Here is a 23,788-nt window from a genome sequence, read left to right as displayed (position 1 = left end):
CAAATGGTTTATAAGTGTTGTAACGGTATTCGAATGACCAAAGGCGCCTTCGGATAGCCAGATTCAGTTCTGAGTGACGTTATGGGGGCACCTGAGACGGCCACAAGGCCTGTGCAGTGCCATTCCCATCAAACGCACCGGGTCATTCAGTCTGCCAGTGCCGGTGTTTCCAGGCCACGGCGCTGGTAGAAGTCATCCACAAAGGCCGACAATTTACCCGCTTCAATGGCCGCACGCAAACCAGCCATTAGCCGCTGGTAATAGCGCAGGTTGTGCAGGGTATTGAGCTGCGCACCCAGCATCTCGCCGCACTTGTCGAGATGGTGCAGGTACCCCCGGCTGAAATTCAGACAGGTGTAGCAATCGCAGTCGGCATCCAGCGGGCTGGTATCGTGCCGGTGCCGGGCGTTGCGGATCTTGATGACCCCATCGGTGGTGAACAGGTGACCATTACGGCCATTGCGGGTCGGCATCACGCAGTCGAACATATCGACGCCCCGGCGCACGCCTTCCACCAGGTCTTCCGGCGTACCAACACCCATTAAATAGCGCGGCTTGTGTTCCGGCATTGATGGGGTGACGTGCTCCAGAATGCGCATCATGTCTTCTTTGGATTCGCCAACGCTGAGGCCGCCAATGGCATAGCCGTCGAAATCGATCTCCGTCAGCCCACGGAGGCTGACATCACGCAGATCTTCGAACATACCGCCCTGAATAATGCCAAACAGCGCCGATGGGCTGTCGCCATGGGCCTGTTTGGAGCGCTTTGCCCAGCGCAGGCTAAGTTCCATCGATTTTTTGGCTTCGGCATGGGTGGCCGGGTGCGGAGTGCATTCGTCAAAAATCATTACTACGTCAGACCCCAGGGCGCGCTGAACCTCCATGCTGCGTTCCGGTGTCAGCTCGACCTTGGCACCATCGACTGGCGATCGGAAAGTAACGCCTGCTTCAGTGATCTTGCGCATCTTGCCCAGTGAAAATACCTGAAAGCCGCCGGAGTCGGTCAGCATCGGCTTTTTCCAGCCGGTAAAGTCGTGCAAATCCCCGTGTTCTTCAATGACCTGGGTGCCAGGGCGCAGCATTAAATGGAAGGTGTTGCCCAGAATGATGTGCGCGCCGGTTTCTTCTACCTGCTGGGGCGTCATGCCTTTCACGGTGCCGTAGGTACCAACCGGCATGAAAGCGGGGGTTTGCACCTCGCCCCGGGGAAAGGTCAGGGTGCCGCGCCGTGCTTTACCGTCGGTTTTGGCAAGGTCGAATGTCATAAAACAGGTGCGGCTCATGCGTCGGTCTCTTGGTTGGTGGGTGCAGACAGGGGTTTGCGGGTAATGAACATGGCATCGCCATAACTGAAGAAGCGGTAGCGTTCATCGATGGCGGCCTGATAAGCCGCCAGTACCGCCTCTTTACCGGCAAAGGCGCTGATCAGCATGATCAGGGTCGACTGCGGCAGGTGAAAGTTGGTGATCATGGCATCGACCACCCGGAAGTCGTACCCCGGGTAAATGAAGATATTGGTGTCGCCGGTAAAGGGTTGCAGGGTGCCAGACCGGGCGGCGGTTTCCAGCGAGCGCACGCTGGTGGTACCGACGGCGATCACCCGGTTACCCCGTGATTTGGTGGCCGCGGCCGCCTCTACGACGTCGGGCGGTACTTCGATCCATTCGGCGTGCATGACGTGGTCTTCTATGCGCTCGGCTTTAACCGGCTGGAAGGTACCCGCGCCCACATGCAAGGTGACGAAGGCGGTCTGCACGCCCTTTGTATGCAAGGCATCCAGCAGGGCCGCATCGAAGTGCAGGCCAGCGGTCGGGGCTGCCACCGCACCCTTGCGCTCAGCGTAAACGGTCTGGTAACGCTCGCGGTCGCTCTCGGCATCTTCGCGTTCCAGGTAGGGCGGAAGGGGCATGTGACCGTGCAATTCAAGCAAGTCCACCAGGGGCTCGGGGTTCTGGCAGCGTACCCTGAACAGGTTTTCCTCGCGGCCGGTGACCTCCAGTTCGATGTCGCCTTCCATGGTCAGCCGGGTGCCAGGCTTACAGCTTTTGTTCGCCCGCACGTGTGCCAGCGCCGAGCTGTCACCGGTCATGCGCTCGATCAGCACTTCAACCTTGCCGCCGCTGTCTTTCTGGCCAAACAGCCGGGCCGGTATGACCCGGGTGTTGTTGAATACCAGCAGGTCACCGGGTTCGATCAGCCCGAGAATGTCCGGGAACTGGCGGTGGGAGACCTGGCCTGTGGGGCCATCGAGTTGCAGCAACCGGCTGCCCGTGCGCTGTTCGGCCGGGTAGCGGGCAATTAAGTCATCTGGCAGGGTAAAATCGAAATCGCTGACGTTCATGGCCGGATGCGGGGCACCTGTTGATAAAAGGGCCGCTATTCTAGCTGAAAGGGCGGTCGGGCTCTATGGTCGGCGTCGGTTGTGTAAGACGGGATGTTAGCCTGTTAGACTATGGCCTCCGCATTTCCAGGCTCAGGATTCAGCATGAACGACTTATTACTGCGCACGCCCGACGACTGGCACCTGCATTTTCGCGACGGCGACATGCTGATTGAAACCGTTCCGGCTACTGCCCGGTGTTTTCAGCGGGCTATTGTCATGCCGAACCTCACCCCGCCGGTCACCACGGCCGAACAGGCGCTAGCCTACAGAGAGCGCATTCTGGCCGCACGGCCCGCCGGTAACCGTTTTGAACCACTGATGACGCTGTATCTAACCGACACCACCAGTGCTGACGACATTCGGGCCGCCAGGGCCGCTGGTGTGGTTGCCGCGAAACTGTACCCGGCCGGGGCCACCACCAATTCCAGTGCCGCGGTTAGCGCGCTCAGCCGCCTCGACCCGGTGTTTGAAGCCCTGGCGGAGCAGGGCCTGCTGTTGCTGGTGCACGGCGAAGTAACCCACCCGGATATCGACATCTTCGACCGGGAAAAGGCCTTTATCGACCAGCACCTGGCCGGCATCGTAGAGCGCCACCCCTCATTGAAAGTGGTGTTCGAGCACATCACTACTGCTGACGCGGCTGAGTTTGTCAGCCAGGGTCCGGATACCGTGGCAGCCACCGTCACGCCCCAGCATTTGTTGCTGAATCGCAACGATCTGCTGGTCGGCGGCATACGGCCCCACAACTATTGTCTGCCGGTGCTGAAGCGTCGCAGTCACCAGGAGGCCCTGCGCGCCGCCGTTGCCAGCGGTTCGCCCAAGTTCTTTTTGGGAACCGACTCGGCCCCGCACGAACAGCACAGGAAAGAATCGGCCTGTGGCTGTGCCGGCTGCTACAGCGCCTGGTCGGCCCTGGAGCTCTATGCTCAGGTGTTTGAGGAAATGGGCGTACTGGAGCGTCTGGAAGGCTTCGCCAGCGAGCACGGGCCCGACTTTTATGGCCTGCCGCGCAACGAAGGCACGGTGCGCCTGGTTCGTGAAAGTTGGACGGTGCCGGAGCGAATTACCCTGGGACATGGCGAAGCCATTGTGCCGTTTTACGCTGGCGAAACCATCAACTGGCGCCTGCGCCCAGCCTGAATACCAACTCGGAAAGCGGTAGAGACGGGTGAATAGCGCAGAAACATCGCCTCAAACCATTGACGCGAAAGGAATTTTCGCTAGAATGCCTCCCACTCAGCCAGAGTGGCGAAATTGGTAGACGCAGGGGATTCAAAATCCCCCGGTGGCAACACTGTGCCGGTTCGAGTCCGGCCTCTGGTACCAAATCAACGTCTACGGAGTTCCGTAGACGTCCTTAAAGCCCCGTCATACGGGGTTTTTTTGTATCTACACTGTCCACAATGATCCACAGAGATCTATTCACTTCCCCTCAATAGTGGTGCTACAGTTGGTGCTATCCTCGGTTCGATAATGGGTTGGTAGCACCAGATGCCCCTGACAGACAAGCAAATCAAAGCTTTCAAGCCTGCTGATAAAGATCAGTGGGTCAGTGACGAGCATGGCCTGAGATTGCTGATCAAGCCCAATGGGGCTAAATACTGGCGCTTGAAGTACCGTTTCGCCGGTAAGCAAAAAACACTGGCCGTGGGTGTTTACCCTAAAGTGACGCTGAAACAGGCCAGGCTGCAAGTGCTAGAAGCCAAACGGAAGATCGCCACCGGCATTGATCCCTCGCAGGAGCGCATTCAGGCCAAGCTGGGCATTGGCCAGGCTAACGAAAACACCCTGGAGCGAGTAGCCCGCGAGTGGTGGCACCATCAGAAAGGCACCTGGACAGAGCACCACGCCGCCAGAATCTGGAAGCGACTTGACGACAATGTGCTTTCGAAGATTGGCAGTATGCCGATTTCAGAGGTAAACCCGGACCAGATCATTGCCACCATCCGCAAAGTGGAAGAGCGTAACGCCCTGGATGTATCTGAACGGGTACTCCAGGACGTACGCCGCGTATGCCGCTATGCAGTCCAGGTAGGCATTTTACAGGTTAACCCGGCCTCAGAGCTTAGTGGTGTGCTTAAGGCCAGGAAACGCAGCCACAGGCCCTCCATGCCACTCAAGGAAATGCCTAGGTTCCTTAACGAGCTCGATGAGTATCCTCGTCATGGCAGAAAGCTGACCAAATATGCCCTGGAGTTGCTGGTGCTTACATTCGTAAGACCAGGGGAGTTAAGGGGTGCTGAGTGGGAAGAATTTGATCTAGAGACCCGCCTATGGCGAATTCCCGGTGAGAGAATGAAAATGGGGACAGAACATATCGTGCCTCTATCACACCAGGCGATGGCCGTTCTCGAACAGCTAAAGCCGATCTCTGGGCAGTATAAACTTGTGTTCCCGTCTGAACGTGAACGGGCTAAGACTATGTCTGAGAATACCCTAGGCAAGGCACTGCGGGTGCTGGGCTATGACGGCAAAGTACCAGGTAAATCCAAGGCAACGCCCCATGGTTTCAGGGCTACAGCGTCATCGGCTCTTAATGAAGCAGGCTTCAATCCTGATGCCATTGAGCGCCAGCTCTCACATATGGAGCGCAATGGTGTTCGTGCAGCATATACCCATCACGCGCAATATCTTGATGAAAGAAAGGATATGATGCAAAAGTGGGCTGATTACATGGAAATATTGAAAGTTAAGAGAGGCCTCGTGCCATTTACTTAATTGATGATCATTAATATTTAGAAAAATGACTTACTAGCCGCTCATTCCTGTCATTCACGCGTTTGCTTTTAAAGGTAATAGTCACTTAATGACCAGGAATCTAATCGTATGTCTCTATTGATTATAGTGATGCCCTAATGCTTGGCAGCGTTTCTAAATATCCACTAGCATGGATGGTGGATATTTAGTGCAAATCGTCTGCGGTATTGAGCATTACTGGGGTTTGAGGAGTCGTTATGTCATTAGAATATTTATCACTTCAAGCAATGCATGGCTCTGACCTCACTTTAATTTACATATTCACTTTTAAATGTATTTCCTTCGAGACGATACCTTTTCTTTGAGATACCTTCCAACGAAATTACTAACTACACCGCGAGAGCCATAGGCAAAAAGTATAGCTCTATCCACTGATCAAGTTGAAAGACAATATAATAAACAGTTAACTCTTGTTTGATTAAGCGAGTCAAACCGAGCAGCGATTCACTACGTAAAGCTCTGATGAGAGAAAGGAGACTCCCAAATGCTGTGACCTTGCAGAAACTGCAGAGATCTAAAGTTGTTGCAAAGAACGGTGCCTTCCTCTAAAGCGGTCACCTAGGACACCTATTTAAGGTCATGCCTTGACCTTAATCATGTTTCGCGTTATGAGTGGGCATATATGATACCCATTTAGCTTTATTTAGTCATTTGGATAAAGGAAGTATGAATGACACAATTGCAACGATACCCTATCCAAACACAGTGTTTTGGACAAATTGAGTACTGTCCGAATCCTCAGCATAGAAATAGCAATCCAAATAAATCCCAATGGACAATTGATATTCCATCTGAACTTGAGTCATTTCAGACTATGGATCAACAAGAATGGAATGAGAATCAAACTGGGTGGGGGCTGTATTTTAATGAGTATGGAAGTATTTCGTATTTAGGGACGCTTCCGAGGAATAGGGCAGAAGTATTCATTGCGAAGTTTGTTTGCGATGTGGCCCATGGGCTATGGCATGGTTACCCTGCGGATTACCAGTCGAATATTCAGGATGTACCTCATAAGGAAGTGATATTTGAATGGGTGCAAGATGAAATACTCTCCCGTGCGAAAGCAAGAAAGATACTTAAAGGTCAGCCATGCAAAATATAACTTTGACATTAAATGGTGAATACTGGGACACCCAATTATATTCTAGAAAGCTATATCTTTTTGGTGCTGAAGGGCAACTCATAATAGTTAATTGGGATGAGGTTATTGGTGGTATTGTTGCTAAAATTCCCCAGCACAACGTTACAATGCATGCGGCTTTTCTTGAGAGTGATATTCTATACTCTAGAAGCGCGAAGTTGATGTTGAAGGATCCTGCAATTAATACATATGTATTAAATAGCTTTTCAATGTTGGCAAGTCAGGATCTGGAAATATCGTTGAATAGATATAACAAGACGCAATATGTAGAATTTGATAGCGGACTTCCATTTCCCCATTCAGACTCTGAAATTTATTATAATAATTTATATGTATCGTTAAGAGATGGTATATATTCTAAGCCAAGCTCAACTCGTAAGAAAAATCAAACTGTAAGGTTGAGTGATATTCCTTCATCATCAATAAAAGCTTCAAATCAATATTCATCACTGGCATTTGCTGCAGGACAAGAAGGGCTATATGAATTGAGGGTAGGTAACGAGAAAGTAGATGCAAAAATAGTCTCCAAGAATCATTGTTCAGAATGTAATTGGTCATATTTCAATATTAGTGGTACGTCCCATGTATCTGATTCTTTTTTTGTGGCTTTTAAGAAAGAGAGTGTCAATAAAAGCTCTCAGAAGAAGATGCGTATCTTTGATAGGGTGATTTCGGCAGAGGAGATATTTGGCGCACGAGGCTATTCGTGGGGAGTACACGATAAAGTGTATATGGATGTTGGTGGTAAGATCGAAGCTGCGCAATACTACCAGAGTAAGGATAAGTCTCCAAAATTTAAGAGATTGCCCCCTCTTGAGCTGCAAGATTGGAAAGGTGAAGTGGTTTCAGCGGGAGTAGCTCCATTTGGAACCATTATCGAGTGTGAAAATGCAATTGTTGTAGTTTGTAGTGATGGAGTGGTGAAAACCTTTCCTGGAGAACCAGTGAATTGGCGAGTTTTCAACAATACACAGTACTACAGGAATCAATTGCACATTATTTATGATGACAAGATAGAGATACATAGTTTTTATCACGACTATTTTGTAGATCAAAAGGTTAAAAACTCAGGTATTGATGTCGAAAGGTAAGGGTGGATATTTGATGTGCGCTTTATAATAAATTAGCAAATAATTTGATTATTTAAACTGGTCAGTAATTTTTGATTTAACTGCATATCCAGATCGTGTTTATTGATTACTGAAATCAAACGGCCGGCAACGGGATAGCGTATTGAGATACGTTATTCTCGTGAATTCTAGGTTTGAAACCAATTTCTTATCGGTCGCGCGGCTGGTTGTCAATTCCCCAATACTCCTCTATTCTCTCAGTAATGATAAATCCGGGTATGAACATGGCTGATCAAATTCTGACCTTGAAAGAGGTCGCTGAGTATTTAAAGCTCGCTGACAAGACGGCATATCGCCTTGCTGCGGAGGATAAACTTCCCGGCTTCAAGGTTGGCGGAAGCTGGCGCTTCAAACAGGAAGATATTGAGAAATGGATCGAAGATCAAAAGGCAGGCAAGAAGTAAATGGCGATTAAAAAGACAGAACTCTACTCCTCTCTCTGGGCAAGTTGTGATGAGTTACGCGGAGGAATGGATGCTTCTCAGTACAAAAACTACATTTTGACGCTGCTCTTCGTCAAGTATGTATCTGACAAGTATGCTGGTAAGAAGCTCGGCGCGATTGTCGTGCCGGATGGCGGCTCCTTTGCGGATATGGTAGCGCAAAAGGGTAAGGCTGATATTGGCGATAAGCTCAACACGATTATCGGCAAGCTTGCAACTGAAAATGATATGGCCTGGTTGTCCAACCCGGACAACGACTTTAACAATGAAGATCGACTGGGCAAAGGCAAGGCCATGGTGGACACGCTGTCTTCTTTGGTCGGTATCTTTGAGAATTTAAGCCTGGGGAAAAATCGCGCAGATGGTGATGATCTTCTGGGCGATGCCTATGAATTCCTTATGCGTCACTTTGCCACCGAGTCCGGTAAGAGTAAGGGGCAGTTTTATACTCCATCCGAGGTTTCCCGTATTCTCGCCAGCGTTCTTGGGATCAAGAAGGATACCCGACAGGACGAAACCGCTTATGACCCGACTTGCGGGTCAGGCTCTTTGCTCTTAAAGGTCAATGATGAAGCACCGAATGGTTTGACGCTCTATGGGCAGGAAAAGGACAACGCGACTGCGGCCCTGGCGAAGATGAACATGATTTTGCATGACAGCCCCTCAGCGGATATTTGGCAGGACGACACTCTTGCCGAGCCTCATTGGCTCAAAGATGACGGTAGTCTCAAGACTTTTGATTACGCCGTGGCCAACCCGCCTTTTTCCTATAAGTCATGGAGCAGCGGGATAAACGTCTCAGAAGATCGGTTTGGCCGCTTTGATTATGGTGAGCCTCCTGAAAAGAACGGTGACTATGCATTCTTGCTACACATCATCAAATCGCTGAAAAGCACGGGTAAGGGCGCAGTGATCCTACCCCATGGCGTGCTTTTCCGTGGTAATGCAGAAGCCGATATCCGCCGGAATATCATCCGCCAGGGTTATATTCAGGGTATTATCGGCCTGCCTGCTAACCTGTTTTACGGCACGGGCATTCCCGCCTGCATCATCGTTATCGACAAGGCCGGTGCTAAGGCCGAGTGTCCCATCTTCATGATTGATGCCTCAAAAGGATTTATGAAAGACGGAAATAAAAATCGTCTTCGTTCTCAAGACATCCATAAGATCATTGATGTTTTTAATAAGGGGCTGGTCATTGATCGTTATTCCCGCTTGGTTCCTTACGAGGAGATAGCTGGGAAGAATGATTTTAACCTCAATATCCCGCGATATATTGATTCCAGTGAGCCTGAAGATATCCAGGACTTGGACGCGCATTTGAATGGCGGCATACCTTACCGCGACATTGAAGCACTGCAGGAATACTGGGATGTGTTCCCGACCCTACGCCGCACTCTGTTCAAAGACGGGACACGTAAAGGCTATTCAGAGCCGTTAATCGATGAGCGCGAAGTGAAGGCCACCATTCTCGGTCATAGCGAATTTGAGAGCTTTAAGTCTGGATGCTTGAAGTTGCTAGAAGGTTGGAGGGCAGTCCATCGAGACAATCTGATGGCGATTGATGTTGGTGCGAGTCCGAAAGAGCATATCTTCATGATTTCCGAAGATATGCTGGCCCGCTTTGCTGAAACCCGTTTACTTTCAAAATACAACGTCTATCAAATCCTGATGGATTACTGGTCCGAAACCATGCAGGACGATGTCTTTATGCTGTCTCAGGATGGCTGGAAAGCCGCTAATGTCGTACGCCAGCTCATGCCAGTGAAGGATAAGAAAGGCAAGTCTGTATACAAAGAAGATCATGATTTTGAGTATGGTACTTCCAAGACCAAAAAACGCTATCGCAGTGATATTATCAGGCCGAACCTGGTGATCGAGCGCTATTTTTCGGAACAGCAGACAGTACTGAGCGATCTAGAAGCCGCTTATAATGAGGCCACTCAGAAACTGGAGACCTTTATCGAAGAAAACAGCGGCGAAGACGGCCTGGTTGAGGACGCCAAAAATGATAAAGGAAAGGTCACGCAGAAAGGAATAAATAGCCGCTTGAAAGAAAGCACCGATGATGAAGAAATTGCGGTACTCAAAGAGTGCCTTGCACTCGTCACAGCCGAATCCAAAGCCAAGTCGGCGGCAAAATCCGCAAAAGAGGCATTGAGTGATCTGGTCTTCAGAAAAATCCCAGTCATTCCCGAAGCTGAGCTTAAAGATATTGTTGTTAATGCAAAATGGTTTGCGAGTGTTGAGGAAGAGGTCATCAAAGAAATCGAACGAGTCACACAGAGCCTTGCTAACCGAGTTAAAACGTTGGAACAGCGATACTCTAAAACCTTGCCGTCTATCAGTGAGGATGTCGCTAAATATACTAACCTTGTCGAAGACCACCTGAGAAAAATGGGGCTGTCATGGTAAAGGCAGGCTATAAGCAAACAGAAATTGGTGAGATTCCAGTAGATTGGGAGGTGAAGACCGTAATTGAGTTTTCTTCAATCACGACTGGCGATAAAAATACACAAGACCGCGTTGAAGATGGAGTTTATCCATTTTTTGTACGTTCGCAAAATGTTGAATCCATAAATTCTTATTCTTTTGATGGTGAGGCAGTACTCACAGCCGGGGACGGGGTGGGTACAGGTAGGATTTTTCACTATATAAACGGTAAATTTGATTACCATCAGCGTGTATATAATATTCACAACTTCTCACCTGAGGTAGATGGGTTTTATTTCTATAATTTTTTTAGCAGTTATTTTTATGATCGGATAATGTCGATGACTGCTAAGTCATCGGTTGACTCTGTTCGGCGTGAAATGATTTCGGATATGAAAATTGCTTTGCCTGACCGAACGGAGCAAGAAGCAATCTCTAGAGCGTTGTTCGATATAGATGAATTGATCATATGTCTCGAAAAACTCATCGCCAAAAAGCGCTACATTAAAACCGCGACTATGCAGCAGCTTCTAACCGGGAGGAAACGATTGCCTGGTTTTGGAAAAGAAAAAGGATACAAGAAAAGCGAGCTTGGTGAAATTCCTGAAGACTGGGAAATTTCTAGTCTTGGTGATGTCTGTAGCTTTGAAAATGGAGATAGAAGTTCAAATTACCCTTCGGCAAATGAATATGCGGACTACGGCATTCCGTTCATTAATGCTGGCCACGTTTCGGGGGGGGTGATTGATCTTGAAGAAATGGATTACGTGCCATTGCATGTGTATGAACGATTAGGCGGTGGCAAAGTTAGATCGGGAGATTTAGTTTACTGCTTGCGAGGATCACTTGGTAAATTTGGGGTAGTTTCCAACGATTTTGGACTTGGTGTTATTGCCAGTTCATTAGTTATTGTACGGCCAAAGAAAGAAAAGACATCAACACCTTATCTTTCGGAATACTTCAAGTCTGAAATTTCAAGAAATATGATATCTCTTTGGGCTGGCGGCGCAGCGCAGCCCAATTTAGGAGCTAAAGAATTGGCGAACTTTCTTATACCTTTGCCAGCAAAAGATGAACAAGTCGCGATTGCAAATGTACTTTTTGATATCGATTCAGAAATTATTAGTGCGGAATCTAAGTTACAAAAAACAAAGGCTTTAAAGCAAGGCATGATGCAGGAGTTATTGACGGGACGGACGCGTCTTGTTGATGTGCCTGTGGAAATGAAAGAAGAACGAATGCACGGGACGTAAGTTATGAGTGATGTGGGGCAAAGGGAAAGAGAAACTCAAAAACGAATTGTGAAACTGTTTCATGATCAGCTTGGTTACGAGTATCTTGGTGATTGGCGCGACCGCGATGATCTGAATAGCAATATTGAGAAAGTTTTTCTGGAGGGCTGGCTTAAAGGGCGCGGCGTCAATGATACATTGATTAAGCGCGCGTTGCGAGAGCTTGAACACGCAGCAGCGCTCGGTGATGGGCGGCATCTTTATGATGCAAATAAGGACGTTTACTCACTCTTGCGCTATGGCGTGAAGGTGAAGGAAGGTGCCGGAGAGCAAAACCAGACCGTCTGGCTTATAGATTGGAATAACCCTCTTGCCAATAATTTTGCCATCGCGGAAGAGGTCTCGATTAAGGGAGAAAACAAAAAGCGCCCTGATGTTGTGCTTTACGTGAATGGTATCGCTCTTGGTGTGATTGAGCTCAAACGCTCTTCCGTATCAGTTGGTGAAGGAATTCGCCAGAGCCTGGACAATCAGAAAAAAGCCTTTATCCGTAATTTTTTTACCACTATGCAGCTTGTAATGGCAGGTAATGACACGGAAGGGCTGCGATATGGGACGATAGAAACCCCAGAGAAGCACTATTACCGGTGGAAGGATGGTGCAGAGAACTACTTTGATCATTCACTTGACTTCCATCTTACCCGTATGTGCTCTAAAGAGCGTTTCCTGGAAATTATTCACGATTTCATTGTGTTTGACTCAGGCGTCAAAAAGACGTCTCGCCATAATCAGTTCTTCGGAACAAAGGCTGCGCAAGAGTATATGCGTAATCGCAAGGGCGGTATTATCTGGCATACGCAAGGTTCCGGAAAGAGTCTGACCATGGTCTGGCTTGCAAAGTGGATACGTGAAAATATCGCTGATGCGCGGGTATTGGTTATCACTGACCGCACGGAACTTGATGATCAGATTGAAAAAGTCTTCACCGGCGTTCAGGAAAAAATCTATCGTACCAAGGATGGCGCTGACCTTATCAGCGTGCTGAATGCCACAACCCCCTGGCTGGTTTGTTCCCTGATTCACAAGTTTGGACGTCATTCCGAAGATAGCGATACGCAGGCCACAGAAGACTATATTGAGGAGTTACAGGAAAATCTGCCGTCTGATTTCAGTGCCAAAGGTAATATTTTTGTCTTTGTCGATGAGTGCCACCGCACACAATCCGGGAAGCTGCACGAGGCAATGAAGTCGATTCTGCCCAATTCCATATTTGTTGGTTTCACCGGCACACCGCTCTTGAATGAAGATAAAAAGCATAGCATTGAAACCTTCGGACCGTTCATCCACACCTATAAATTTGATGAAGCGGTTGATGACGGCGTTGTGCTTGACCTGCGTTACGAGGCGCGGGATATCGACCAGTATGTTAGCTCTCAAAAGAAAATTGACCAGTGGTTTGAGTTAAAGACTAAAGGGCTTTCGGATATGGCCCGTGCCCAGCTCAAGCTGAAGTGGGGCACGATGAAAAAAGTGCTGTCTTCTCAGGACAGACTTGAGCAAATAGTCAACGATATCCTGATGGATATGGAGACCAAGCCCAGGCTAATGGACGGACGCGGCAATGCCATGCTGGTTTGCGCCAGTATTTATCAGGCCTGCAAGGTCTATGAGCTATTTCAGAAGACTGATCTTGCCGGAAAGTGCGCGATTGTGACCAGCTATCATCCTTCGCCTTCAGACATAAAAGGAGAGGAAAGCGGGGCAGGGCTGACCGAGCGCATTCACCAATATGAAATTTACCGCAAGATGCTGGCGGACTTCTTTGAGAAGTCCGAAGACGAGGCCATGGGTCAAGTCGAAGAATTTGAAAAGAAAGTGAAGAAGACGTTCATAGATGAACCGGGGCAAATGCGCCTTCTCATCGTGGTCGATAAGCTGCTCACCGGCTTTGATGCGCCGTCCGCCACTTACCTTTATATCGACAAGCAGATGAAGGATCACGGCCTGTTTCAGGCGATCTGCCGAGTTAACAGGATTGATGGTGATGATAAGGACTACGGCTATATTATCGACTATAAAGATCTTTTTCACCGTCTTGAGGGCGCCATTGGTGATTACACCAATGGCGCTTTTGATGCTTATGAAGCCAAGGACGTGGCAGGCCTACTCTCTGATCGTCTGCAAAAAGGCAAGGAAAAGCTTGATGAGTGCCTAGAGAGCGTAAAAGCCTTGTGCGAGCCGGTGCTTGAACCAAGGGGTCAAAAAGAGTACCGAAACTATTTCTGCGGTGATGTTGCCAAGCCCGATGAACTGCGCGCCAACGAGCCTAAGCGCTTATCCCTGTATAAAGGGGTTGCTAAACTGGTGCGGGCTTACGCCAATCTTGCCAATGAGCTTGAAGATGCAGGGTACACTGCAGATCAGGCAAAAGTGATGAAGGCTGAGGTCGCGTACTTCAATAAGGTCCGAGAAGAAATAAAGCTGGTAAGCGGCGATTATATTGACATGAAGAAGTATGAGCCTGCCATGCGACATCTTCTTGATACTTATATTCGCGCTGAAGGAAGTGAAGTGGTTGCGGACTTTGAGGAGCTGGGCCTCATAGATCTTATCGTTAAAAAAGGCTTGTCAGCACTTGATAGTATGCCTGCTTCTATGAAGGCCGATGAGGAAAACATGGCGGAGACCATCGAAAACAATATGCGCAAAGTCATCATTGATGAGCAGGCAGTAAACCCTGCCTATTACGAGCGCATGTCTGAGCTTCTCGATGCTCTTATTGAAGAGCGCCGTCAGCAAGCAATTGATTATAAAGGGTATCTGGAAAAGGTCAAAAAGCTTTCTTTGCAAGTGGTTAATGCGGGTGGTATTGATCCGAACGAATACCCTAGATCTATTAACAGCCCTGCCAAAAAATCACTTTATGATAACCTTGGACATGACGAAGGGCTTGTACTGCGCATCGACACAGCAGTGCGTCATACTAAGAAAGCCGACTGGATTGGCTCCCGCATTAAAGAGCGTGAAGTTGCCGGAGCGATTAGTCAGGAACTTGTTGACAATAGCCGCCTGGATGAAGTTCTTGAATTGGTGAAAAATCAATATGAGTATCGATAGACACTACATAATTGTTTCGGATATTCCTGTGGAGGTTGTTCGTAAGAACATCAAGAACCTCCACTTGGGCGTTTATCCGCCTGGAGGTGTGGTTCGTATTTCTGTTCCGGTTCATCTGTCAGATGACAATGCGCGCTTGGCTGTCATATCCCGCTTGCCCTGGATCAAGAGAAAGCAGGAAGAGTTCAAAAAGCAGCCAAGGCAGAGCGAGCGCCACTATGTAAGCGGCGAGAGTCACTATTTCAAGGGAAGACGCTACATTCTTGACGTGGTTGAGCGAAAAGGGGCCCATGCCGTCAAGCTTCGCAATAACGCGAAGATGACGATGCTTGTTAATCCGGGAACTTCTGAAAAGGGCAGGCGGTTAACCATGGATCGGTGGTATCGCAAAAATATGAAGGAAGATGTTTCCACGCTATTGGAAAACTGGCTACCTGCAATAGATAAGCCCTTATCAGATTGGGGCATCAAGCGCATGAAAACCAAGTGGGGAAGCTGTAACACTATTGCAGGACGTATCTGGCTAAATCTAGAACTGGTGAAAAAGTCCCCAGAATGCCTTGAATATATCCTTGTTCACGAGCTTATTCATCTTTATGAGCGTAATCACAACGAGCGCTTTATACAGCTTATGGACCAATTCTTGCCTAATTGGCGAAGAAGCAGAGATGTACTAAAGAGTGAGCCTTTGGCATTTGAAAGCTGGACATATTAACGAAAAGGTTTAATAACGAAAGGGAACTAACGGCTTTTCAATGATGTTGGATAATTTAGACGTCACTTGAGAACATTATGTGTAAGCTTCCGGCGAACCCACCTTGAGTACCCGCTTTGCCTCGATCGATAGTGTCCACTTGTTATTAATTTTACACCTCTATCACCTTATTAAGCCCGAGACCAGAACCCAAGAAATGGCGAGTTCTGTTATTTGTCTGCTTTCCAGTCGACTTTTTGGACAGACGTAGTTGTTTCGCTCTTTGCCGCGGTTTATTCAGTTTTCGAATTCATTATGTCTGATAACGGAATACAGATAGAAGACTCATTTCTTTCAGTATCATTTTTAGTCATAATTGACTTAATGGTCGGTGATATGGATTTGACAAAATTATTTAGTTCTGTTCTTTTTACTGGCATTTGATCATAAATTTTATGTTTAAAAACAATCCTTATTTCTTCAATTTCATCATCTTTTGATTTAAATTCCTTCACTATTTTTTCAGGGCCTGTCCAGTAAAGCCCTTTAGAGCTAACACCACCCCTCGGACCGCAATAAATATCGATAAGATAAGCGTCATTCGGCAGGTCAGTCCAACCCTCATAGAAGTCTAAATTCGTGGTTTGTGAAAATCCTTTATCTTTCTTGAATACCTCGAACGCTTCATTTGCTTCATCGCTTGAAAACTCAGTGTACGCTGCTATATACAAAGGACGGTCTAGCGCAAAATCAGGTCGGTCAAGTATATGTGCGAAGAGCCCCGTGTGGGGGCGCGATCGAGTACCAGTTGGTCTTGAAAATCTACGCTGTTTCCAACGATGTTCAGCTGCAAGGATATCCTCGTCTTCGATATTGTGAGCTTTACCCCATATCTCAGAAAACCAGGACTTGGTAGCGTCAACTGTTGAGGGCTCGGTGGAGAAAATTCCAGCTTCATACCAACGTGCAACCTCTGCGTTCTCCAATCCAAGACCGTTTGCTGAAATATTAGCAGACCCGCATAGAACGCTGGCTCGTGATAGAATGACCTTAGCGTGCAGACTTGCCAGAGATCTTATTTCTATATCCGAATTGGTAAGGAGATATTTCACGACAGACGGATTGGTAGCACCGCTCTCTAAGTTACATATCAACCTTCCACTGGCTGTGTGTTGGAATAGTGATTCTGCGCCTGCTCCAAGGAATGCTACAGCAATATCTACATGTTCTGAGATTGATACCAACTCAGTTACTAGCTCAGAGTACTCATTGCCACTTACGAATTTCATTCTGTCCCTCGCGTGTACTTTCCTTTATGCGAATACAAAACATACCGATTCAAGAGAATCTCGAACATATATCACTGCTATGAATCCGGCATTCATTTGTCGGTATATTAACTGGAAATTGCAGAGGTATGAAAATGGCACAGGAATGTCCACGTTGCCAATCCACGCACATTGGCACAAACGACTATGGCAGAAAGTCGGCAGGAGTCATCGGCACAATAGCAGGTACCATCGGTGGCTTCACAGCTGTTGCTGTAGGCGCTCGCACTGGTGCACAAATAGGATTAATCGTAGGGCCGCTTGGAGGCGCTTTAGGTGGGCTTTCTGGTGCAGTCATCGGCGGACTAATCGGGGGTGTTACCGGAGCTTCCGCAGGCTCAGCCTTGGGCAAGGTAGTCGACGACAGAATCCTTGATAACTACAGATGCCTGAGCTGCAACTATCACTTCCGGGGTCCCGAGTCGGAGCAACTTACCTACCCGCATTAATCCTATCCCTTTACTTACTATCTAACTAGATGACATCGCTGGCTTGGGGGCTTACTTAGCCTCTGAGCTGGCGATGCCTATTTATCGAGGTATTTCAATATGGCGCACTTAGTTGAAACCATGGCCTACACAGGCAAAACGCCCTGGCATGGCCTGGGCAATTCACTGTCACCCAATCAACCGCTGGAGGTCTGGGCTGACCAAGCGGGCATGAACTGGCAGATCAAGGAATCCGATGTCTGCTTCATTGCTGGCAACAGCGGGTATCTGGGTGAAATCCACCCTTTCTCCGATAACAAAGTGCTCTACCGGTCCGACAGCAAGGAGCCACTCTCCGTTGTCAGCCAGCGCTATAAGGTGGTTCAGCCTGGTGAGATTCTAGAGTTCTATCGGGATCTTACCGAAAAATCCGGGTTTGAGTTGGAAACAGCGGGTGTGCTCAAAGGTGGTCGAAAGCTTTGGGCACTGGCCAAGACTGGGCAATCCGGCAACCTCAGAGGCGTGGACCAAACCGATGGCTACGTTTTGCTTGCCACTGCGTGCGACGGTTCCATGGCCACAACCGCGCAGTTCACGAGTGTTCGAGTTGTCTGCAACAACACTCTGGCTATCGCCCTTAACGGCAAAGTCGTCTCGGTGAAGGTGCGCCACAACACCCACTTTGACGCCAAGCAGGTCAAGCAACAGTTGGGGATCTCAGTGTCTGCCTGGGACGATTACATGTATCAGTTGAAGGCGCTCAGTGAGCGGAAGGTGAATGCACGGGATGTCACTGCCTTTCTGGTGGCTGTCTACAGCGACGTAACCGAAGGCAACCGCACAACCGTCAGCGAACGGGCGCTCTCACGTTCTCTAGAGCTCTTTGAGGGCCGGGGCATGGGTGCTGAGCTAGTCACATCCAAGAACACCGCCTACGGGCTCTTGAACGCCGTTACGGAGTACGTTGACCACGAGCAACGGGCCAGGAACTCGGACTACCGGCTGGATTCAGCCTGGTTTGGTAAGGGGGCATCGACCAAGCAGAAAGCCCTGGACCAAGCCCTGAAACTGGTCGCGTGATCACCAACAACACCCGCTCACTGACCCAAAAACCATCATAAGCCCGCCGAGACGCTGTCCGGCAGGTTTTATTTTGTCTGGAGTTTACTGCTATGACGACATCAACCTCAAAAGTCCGTCAGTACCGACCACAATCCCGGCGCGCTGCCGTGCGCCTGGTCTCGACCAAGAACATGAGCCGGAACGCCTGGCTATTGGTTCGTAAACAGGGCATTGGCGGCAGTGACGCGGCAGCGGCCATGGGTCTTAGCCCCTACCAGTCTGCCCTGGAGCTGTGGATGAACAAGACTGGCCGGACACCCAATGGGGAGTGCGAGCGCGTTCTCGGTCGACGAGCCCCCATGTACTGGGGAAATGTGCTGGAGCCCATTATTGCCGAGCAGTACAGCAAGCTCACAGGACGCAAGGTGCGCCGCGTGAATTCAGTACTGCAACACCCGGATGAAGATAAGCACTGGATGCTGGCCAACCTCGATTTTGCCATTGTCGGCAGTGAAGACACTCATATCCTGGAGTGCAAGACAGCTGGAGAATTCGGGGCCAAGCACTGGCGTGACGGCGTACCGGACTACGTGCAATGTCAGATGCAGCACCAGCTTGCCGTCACCGGCAAACAAGCAGCGGATGTGTGCGTGTTGATCTGCGGTCAGGAGCTGCAAATTCACCGCATTGAGCGGGATGACGAGTTGATCGCCGCCATCATCGTAATGGAACGGGACTTCTGGCAACACGTTCTGGACGACACACCGCCGGAGCCGGACGGTTCTGAATCTGCCGCTGAAGCACTGCAGCGTCTCTACCCCTACGACAATGGCTCTACCCTCGACTGGCGTGATAATCCGGAAACTAACGGTCAGTTCACCCGCCTGGTTGAAACACGCTCCAAGCTGGAGACGCTCAACCACTATGAGGCCATGCTCAAGCAAGCCCTGCAGATGCAACTGGGGGAAGCTACCAAGGCAAAGCTCGATGATGGGCACATTACCTGGCGGCGTAGCAAGGACAGCACCAGCTTGAACACCAGCAAGTTGCTGGAGAAGCAACCGGAACTGCTTAAGCAGTACCCGAAAACCCGCAAGGGTTCACGCCGGTTCCTGATTCACCCGAAAGACATCACCCACTAAGCAGGAGGCCGTCATGATTAAAGGTCTGGCAATAACACCGCCCACCATCGGGCGGATATCCATTGGTAGGATGGTTGAGCAGAATGGCAATCGACTGCCCCAAAAGGACGATCAGTTCACCATCACTACCCAGATTCAGGGTAAGGACGGCTGGCTGATTCACCCGGTAGATGCTGAGTTGCGTGAGCAGGGTAAAAAACTGCGCACCATCCCGGTCCGGTTGCTGTTCAATGACCCTGCTTTGAACCTTCGAGCTGATTACACCTTCTTTGACCGCAAGACGGGTCGGCCAGTGTGTATTGGTGATGGTCAGCAGTGTCGAAGGCTGACTAATGAGGGGATGGAGTCAATGCCCTGCCCAGGGCCGATGCAGTGTGAGTTCGGGAAGGGCGGGCTCTGCAAGCCCTATGGCCGGTTGAATGTTCGGATCGGTGACGATGATGAAACAGGTACTTACATCTTCCGAACCACGGGCTTTAATAGCATCCGGACGTTGGCAGCTCGCCTGCAATACTTCAGCGCCGTCTCAGGGAATCTCTTGGCTTGTATGCCATTAGCCATGAAGCTCAGGGGTAAGAGCACGACTCAGAGCTACAGAACGCCCATCTACTATGCTGACCTCACTACCCGAGAAGGCATGAGGCTCAGTGAAGCGATAAAGGAGGCCCATGAACTGGAGGCTCAGCGCCAGGCTATCGGGTTTGACCAGCAGGCACTGGACGACTCTGCTCAGCAAGGCTTTGCCAATGCTGTTTACGAAGATGACGAGGAGGATCTGGTGGACATCATTGAAGAATACTTCAACGTACTACCCAAGGATGATGTGAAGAGCAAGCCGGTCAGTGTATCTAAACTTAAGGAAACCTTGGCGGCTTCGAGTAAGGCGTCCTGATTGAATGATAGTGGCCCAATCGGGCCACTGATTACATTAGCTATAAAGCAACTTTTTTTGAGAAGCGAAGAGGTAGTAGCCAGGTTCAAGAAATAGTTCACTTCAGTGTATTTTCATTCGATTGCTTAGTTCTTCATAAGGGCTCTTGCTGAAAGCCAGGTGCTAGCACAAGGTTTTCAACCCCATACAGAGCCTGTCTATTTTTTAACCACAAATGGTATTCAGCCCCTTCGAGAGTGCCCTTGATTGTACAATCCACATTCCACCGGCGTAGCAAATAGCCTGCTACAGCTGCGCGAATGTTTAGTTCTAAAACGCCATTCTCCATCCCGTAATCTGCTTCTATGGTTTCTTTAAAGCTCAATCTGGGGTGCGCAACAATTTTAAGCTCTACTATTCGATTCCATTGATTGTCATTCGAAGACAGCTCGTGGTCTCCTACTTGACTGTTCGGCAGTAGCTTGGGATTTGTTATTCGTGTGATAACAAAATCTGTAAAACGACTTCTTTTACGATCATAGGCTCTTATGTGCCAACGGAGCCCATTATCCACCAAAGAAAATGGAATGATTTCTCGGGTTGTGAATCCGCTCGACAACGAACGGTATTCGATTTGGGCCACCTGCTTGTTATAAATGGCCCGGGTTAACACTGAGAGCACATCTAGTGCTGGTTTACTTAGTTGAGAGGGAGTTTCACAAGGAACGAAAGGTTTTTGGCCAGATACCGTGTCACCTATACCCCTAGAAAGCGCCGCGAGTACTCGTTCTGGCTGATAGCTGAACAGTGGTTCAAATACTTCAGTTACTTTATAGAGCTTCGCCTGGGTGTCGTATTTAAGGTTTGAAGGTGCAGATTCACGATACTGAGCCAAATCCCGAGTAGCAGCCGCTTCTTTGATCCCAAACCTCCTGACCAGGTCATTCCTGCCCACCGAACCGAGAAAATAGAGCCTGAAATCAATATGGGCTAGTCGTTCTGCTTGTGCCTGAGTTATCTCTTCCACGTATGCATCATCACCATGTGAACATTATTAAGTCCATACTACACAACCTAGGGAGCCCTAGTCAATTTAATCTATTGACATGATCATTTTGATTAGCATACAATGTCTTAAATATCATGAACCATGGTGGTCAACATTGAAGTCTCCTCACGATGTTAGCGTGTTGTTAGTTAAGCTGCTCCTAAGGCCAATCACTGGAAGGGCTGCTTATTTAATTGTTGTTTTTGGGCTTTGCCTGATTTCGCCTTCACTTACCGTTGATCTACTCAACCTCTTGCTAGCAAAAATCAACGCTGGTCAGCTTCCCGAGTATGAGTCCATGCCTATTCTTGGATTCATCATATTCTTGGTCGGAGCTTCCCTGATTATCATCAATCACATTTGGGTGCCCGGGCACAATCGTAAAGAAGTCATCGGTATCCGCCACAACTCCCTAGGGGCTTTTCCTCAAGAAGATGTTCGCAAAGACCTGCCACTCTTACACAGACTTGAACCCTATCGCGAGATTGATGTTGACCACAGTGACTCTTATACCCATGGAATTCTAACTGATCATCAATCTGTCATTCGGAAGCTGGAGCGTGTACCCCAACAACTCAGTGGATTCTTGGATTCATCCCCTGATTCATCGATAGCTTATTATGGACTCCCGCACATTCCATTGGCGTTTTATCTCGGCTACCTGCTTTCTGATAGTAAGTACAGGGTCGATCTGTACGATTTCAATAATGAGTCCGGCCGCTGGAATCAGCTGTCTGGAGTTGCTGGCTCCATAGAGATCGATAGTGCCCTGGACCAGATACCTAGCTCCGATGATTCGGGCGACATTATCGTAGCTATAGGCATTAGTTACCCAGTACACGCATCGGAGGTAAACGAGCTGGGGTTGTCCTATATCCTTGCTACGGTAGAAATAAACGCACTCCACCCCATGCGCCAGCTTATTGTCAACCGCCACCAAGTTGATCAAGTCTGCAATGAATTTAGACTATCGCTGGAAAAGATTAAGAACAACTTCCCAAATAGGCAGCGCATCCATGTTTTTTATGCAGGGCCGGTGTCACTCTGTTTCGCCCTAGGACGATGCATCAACGAGCGTATAGACCCCGAGATTATTGTTTATAACTACTCATCGAAGTCTAAGCCTCGGTATTCTTGGTCGCTATCCATGAATAGCTCAAACCACGCCACAGCTGCGTTTAATTTAGCCGGACTTACAGGACGCGAACATGCCCCAATACAACATGCATAACGAACTCAACGTATTCTATCAAGACCATGTTCGCCTGAAGGATGAGATCGAACGTCTACGCGAGCTACGGAATACAAACCTGACGCGCCTTACCGATGGCTTGAATGAGATGGGACACGCTACATTCGTGAAAAACCTGCTGCAAGGCAGTATCGCCATGCACACTGCTAACAAATCCACCAATAATGACTACGACATTGATATTGCCGTCATATTTGAAGAAAGCGACTTGCCAGCCACACCGCTAGAAGCACGTAAGCGCGTTGCTGAGGCAATTAGCCGCAAAGCAAGTGGATTCTCTAAGGACCCTGAAGCAAGAACGAATGCGGTCACCGTTTGGTATGCCGCAGGTTATCACGTAGACATCGCAATCTATCGGCGCCGTGAAGATTGGCTTGGTAACGAGATACTAGAGCATGCTGGTGCCAGTTGGACAAAAAGGGACCCTAAAGAGGTTACTCGTTGGTTTACACGTGAAGTGGAGCGGCAAAGCCCCTCAAAGAATATTTTCAGCACTCCCCTGGTTAGTTCAGGACAGATGCGCCGTATTGTTAGATGGATTAAGGCTTTCACAAAGGGACGTGAAGGGTGGAACCTTCCGGGAGGATTTATCATTTCTGCATTGGTAGCTGAATGTTACCAAGCGGACAATGATCGCGACGATATAGCCTTGCACAAGACCTTGACGCAAATAAAATCACGACTTGACGGGGATTGCGATGTCTACAACCCTGCCGATTCATCCCAACTGTTAACACAAAAGTCTAAGTTCTCTACTCAGGTGAAAAACCTAAAAAAGCGGCTAGGCTCGGTGCTGTCAAAATTAGATGTCCTTTTTGACGATAGCTGCACCGACCAAAAAGCGAGGAAGGCATGGAACTATATGTTCCAGCACTCCTATTGGGAGCAAGTCGAAAGTGCGAGAGCTAGCAACAAACAAGGGTATAATTTACAGCTCACTGTCGACGTATCTCAGTCAGAAGGTGGTTTTGTCCTAAGTAAAAATGTACTTAGCGGAAGATTTCTTCCTAAGCGTGTACACCTAAAATTTGAGGCGCGCACGAATGTCCCGTCTCCATATACCATTCAATGGCGAGTTGTAAACTCTGGCGATGAGGCAGAGGCAGCAAACGATATGGGCCATGTGGCCGCATCTCAGAGTTTAACCCACTGGGAACGAACTGCCTATCGAGGGCAGCATGAAATGATCTGTGAGATCCTGAAGTCCGGAGAGGTTCAGGCATCAACGAAGCACTTGGTCAATATAAGGTAATAGACTGTAACACTGAAAGACCGTTGTCTCTTATCACGACCTGCATTCACTTTCTGGTTTGGGCGTACCTATCTG

18 protein-coding genes and 1 tRNA gene are annotated in these 23,788 nt (G+C 48.8%); 15 read left to right on the top strand and 4 right to left on the bottom strand.

Going from position 1 to position 23,788, the window contains the following annotated elements; genetic code table 11:
* Positions 1-146: 146 nt before the first annotated feature.
* Positions 147-1,265, bottom strand: coding sequence for a tRNA guanosine(34) transglycosylase Tgt (gene tgt, locus ABJT94_RS05945; RefSeq protein ID WP_348474155.1), 1,119 nt, complete (start codon positions 1,263-1,265; stop codon positions 147-149).
* Positions 1,266-1,279: 14 nt separating this feature from the next.
* Entirely contained in the window at positions 1,280-2,341 is a 1,062-nt protein-coding gene (gene queA / locus ABJT94_RS05940; RefSeq protein WP_348474151.1) for a tRNA preQ1(34) S-adenosylmethionine ribosyltransferase-isomerase QueA, read from the bottom strand.
* A gap of 144 nt (positions 2,342-2,485) precedes the next feature.
* On the opposite strand from queA, the gene pyrC reads away from it, so the two are divergent.
* The 10 genes from pyrC to ABJT94_RS05890 all read left to right on the top strand — a co-directional run bounded on the left by pyrC (position 2,486) and on the right by ABJT94_RS05890 (position 15,351).
* The gene (pyrC, locus tag ABJT94_RS05935) at positions 2,486-3,523 is read left to right on the top strand and encodes a dihydroorotase (protein WP_348474152.1); all 1,038 of its coding nucleotides are present in this window, start codon (positions 2,486-2,488) and stop codon (positions 3,521-3,523) included.
* 99 nt (positions 3,524-3,622) lie between these two features.
* Positions 3,623-3,709: transfer RNA gene (locus tag ABJT94_RS05930), tRNA-Leu, on the top strand.
* Between the two features lie 165 nt (positions 3,710-3,874).
* Positions 3,875-5,101: a tyrosine-type recombinase/integrase gene (locus ABJT94_RS05925; protein WP_348474153.1), complete on the top strand. Its 1,227-nt coding sequence runs from the start codon at positions 3,875-3,877 to the stop codon at positions 5,099-5,101.
* A gap of 709 nt (positions 5,102-5,810) precedes the next feature.
* Entirely contained in the window at positions 5,811-6,242 is a 432-nt protein-coding gene (locus ABJT94_RS05920) for a hypothetical protein (protein ID WP_348483264.1), read from the top strand.
* The gene (locus ABJT94_RS05915) at positions 6,230-7,372 is read left to right on the top strand and encodes a hypothetical protein (protein WP_348483265.1); all 1,143 of its coding nucleotides are present in this window, start codon (positions 6,230-6,232) and stop codon (positions 7,370-7,372) included. The genes ABJT94_RS05920 and ABJT94_RS05915 overlap by 13 nt, the downstream gene beginning before the upstream one ends.
* Positions 7,373-7,635: 263 nt before the next feature.
* Positions 7,636-7,815 carry a helix-turn-helix domain-containing protein gene (locus ABJT94_RS05910; protein WP_348476911.1) on the top strand — a complete coding sequence of 60 codons (180 nt, stop codon included), beginning with the start codon at positions 7,636-7,638 and terminating at the stop codon, positions 7,813-7,815.
* Positions 7,816-10,269 (top strand): class I SAM-dependent DNA methyltransferase, encoded by a 2,454-nt coding sequence (locus ABJT94_RS05905; RefSeq protein WP_348476910.1) that lies wholly within the window; start codon positions 7,816-7,818, stop codon positions 10,267-10,269.
* Entirely contained in the window at positions 10,263-11,540 is a 1,278-nt protein-coding gene (locus ABJT94_RS05900; RefSeq protein WP_348476908.1) for a restriction endonuclease subunit S, read from the top strand. Before ABJT94_RS05905 ends, ABJT94_RS05900 begins: the two co-directional genes overlap by 7 nt.
* A gap of 3 nt (positions 11,541-11,543) precedes the next feature.
* Positions 11,544-14,636, top strand: a complete 3,093-nt coding sequence (locus tag ABJT94_RS05895) for an HsdR family type I site-specific deoxyribonuclease (RefSeq protein WP_348476907.1) — start codon at positions 11,544-11,546, stop codon at positions 14,634-14,636.
* Positions 14,623-15,351 carry a SprT family zinc-dependent metalloprotease gene (locus tag ABJT94_RS05890; protein WP_348476906.1) on the top strand — a complete coding sequence of 243 codons (729 nt, stop codon included), beginning with the start codon at positions 14,623-14,625 and terminating at the stop codon, positions 15,349-15,351. Before ABJT94_RS05895 ends, ABJT94_RS05890 begins: the two co-directional genes overlap by 14 nt.
* A 272-nt stretch (positions 15,352-15,623) precedes the next feature.
* Here ABJT94_RS05890 and ABJT94_RS05885 read toward each other — a convergent pair whose 3' ends face one another.
* Positions 15,624-16,619 (bottom strand): phospholipase D family protein, encoded by a 996-nt coding sequence (locus ABJT94_RS05885; protein ID WP_348476904.1) that lies wholly within the window; start codon positions 16,617-16,619, stop codon positions 15,624-15,626.
* A gap of 587 nt (positions 16,620-17,206) precedes the next feature.
* Between ABJT94_RS05885 and ABJT94_RS05880 the strand changes: the two genes are divergently transcribed.
* The 3 genes from ABJT94_RS05880 (at position 17,207) to ABJT94_RS05870 (ending at position 20,182) form a co-directional block, all read left to right on the top strand.
* Positions 17,207-18,166: a DUF932 domain-containing protein gene (locus tag ABJT94_RS05880; RefSeq protein WP_348476902.1), complete on the top strand. Its 960-nt coding sequence runs from the start codon at positions 17,207-17,209 to the stop codon at positions 18,164-18,166.
* Positions 18,167-18,258: 92 nt separating this feature from the next.
* On the top strand, positions 18,259-19,290 hold the full coding sequence (locus ABJT94_RS05875; protein ID WP_348476901.1) for a lambda-exonuclease family protein: 1,032 nt from the start codon (positions 18,259-18,261) through the stop codon (positions 19,288-19,290).
* Positions 19,291-19,303: 13 nt separating this feature from the next.
* Positions 19,304-20,182, top strand: coding sequence for a hydrolase or metal-binding protein (locus tag ABJT94_RS05870; RefSeq protein WP_348476900.1), 879 nt, complete (start codon positions 19,304-19,306; stop codon positions 20,180-20,182).
* A gap of 133 nt (positions 20,183-20,315) precedes the next feature.
* On the opposite strand, the gene ABJT94_RS05865 is transcribed toward ABJT94_RS05870, so the two are convergent.
* Positions 20,316-21,188 carry a WYL domain-containing protein gene (locus ABJT94_RS05865; RefSeq protein ID WP_348483266.1) on the bottom strand — a complete coding sequence of 291 codons (873 nt, stop codon included), beginning with the start codon at positions 21,186-21,188 and terminating at the stop codon, positions 20,316-20,318.
* Between the two features lie 160 nt (positions 21,189-21,348).
* Here ABJT94_RS05865 and ABJT94_RS05860 point away from each other — a divergent pair, with 160 nt between their 5' ends.
* Both ABJT94_RS05860 and ABJT94_RS05855 read left to right on the top strand, forming a co-directional pair.
* Positions 21,349-22,440: an SAVED domain-containing protein gene (locus ABJT94_RS05860; protein WP_348474787.1), complete on the top strand. Its 1,092-nt coding sequence runs from the start codon at positions 21,349-21,351 to the stop codon at positions 22,438-22,440.
* Positions 22,418-23,713, top strand: a complete 1,296-nt coding sequence (locus ABJT94_RS05855; protein WP_348474786.1) for a cyclic GMP-AMP synthase DncV-like nucleotidyltransferase — start codon at positions 22,418-22,420, stop codon at positions 23,711-23,713. Before ABJT94_RS05860 ends, ABJT94_RS05855 begins: the two co-directional genes overlap by 23 nt.
* Positions 23,714-23,788 lie beyond the last annotated feature (75 nt).

It is taken from the genome of Saccharospirillum sp. (genome assembly GCF_039982735.1).
GTDB lineage: Bacteria > Pseudomonadota > Gammaproteobacteria > Pseudomonadales > Natronospirillaceae > Saccharospirillum.
This window is presented reverse-complemented; position numbering and strand designations above follow the sequence as displayed.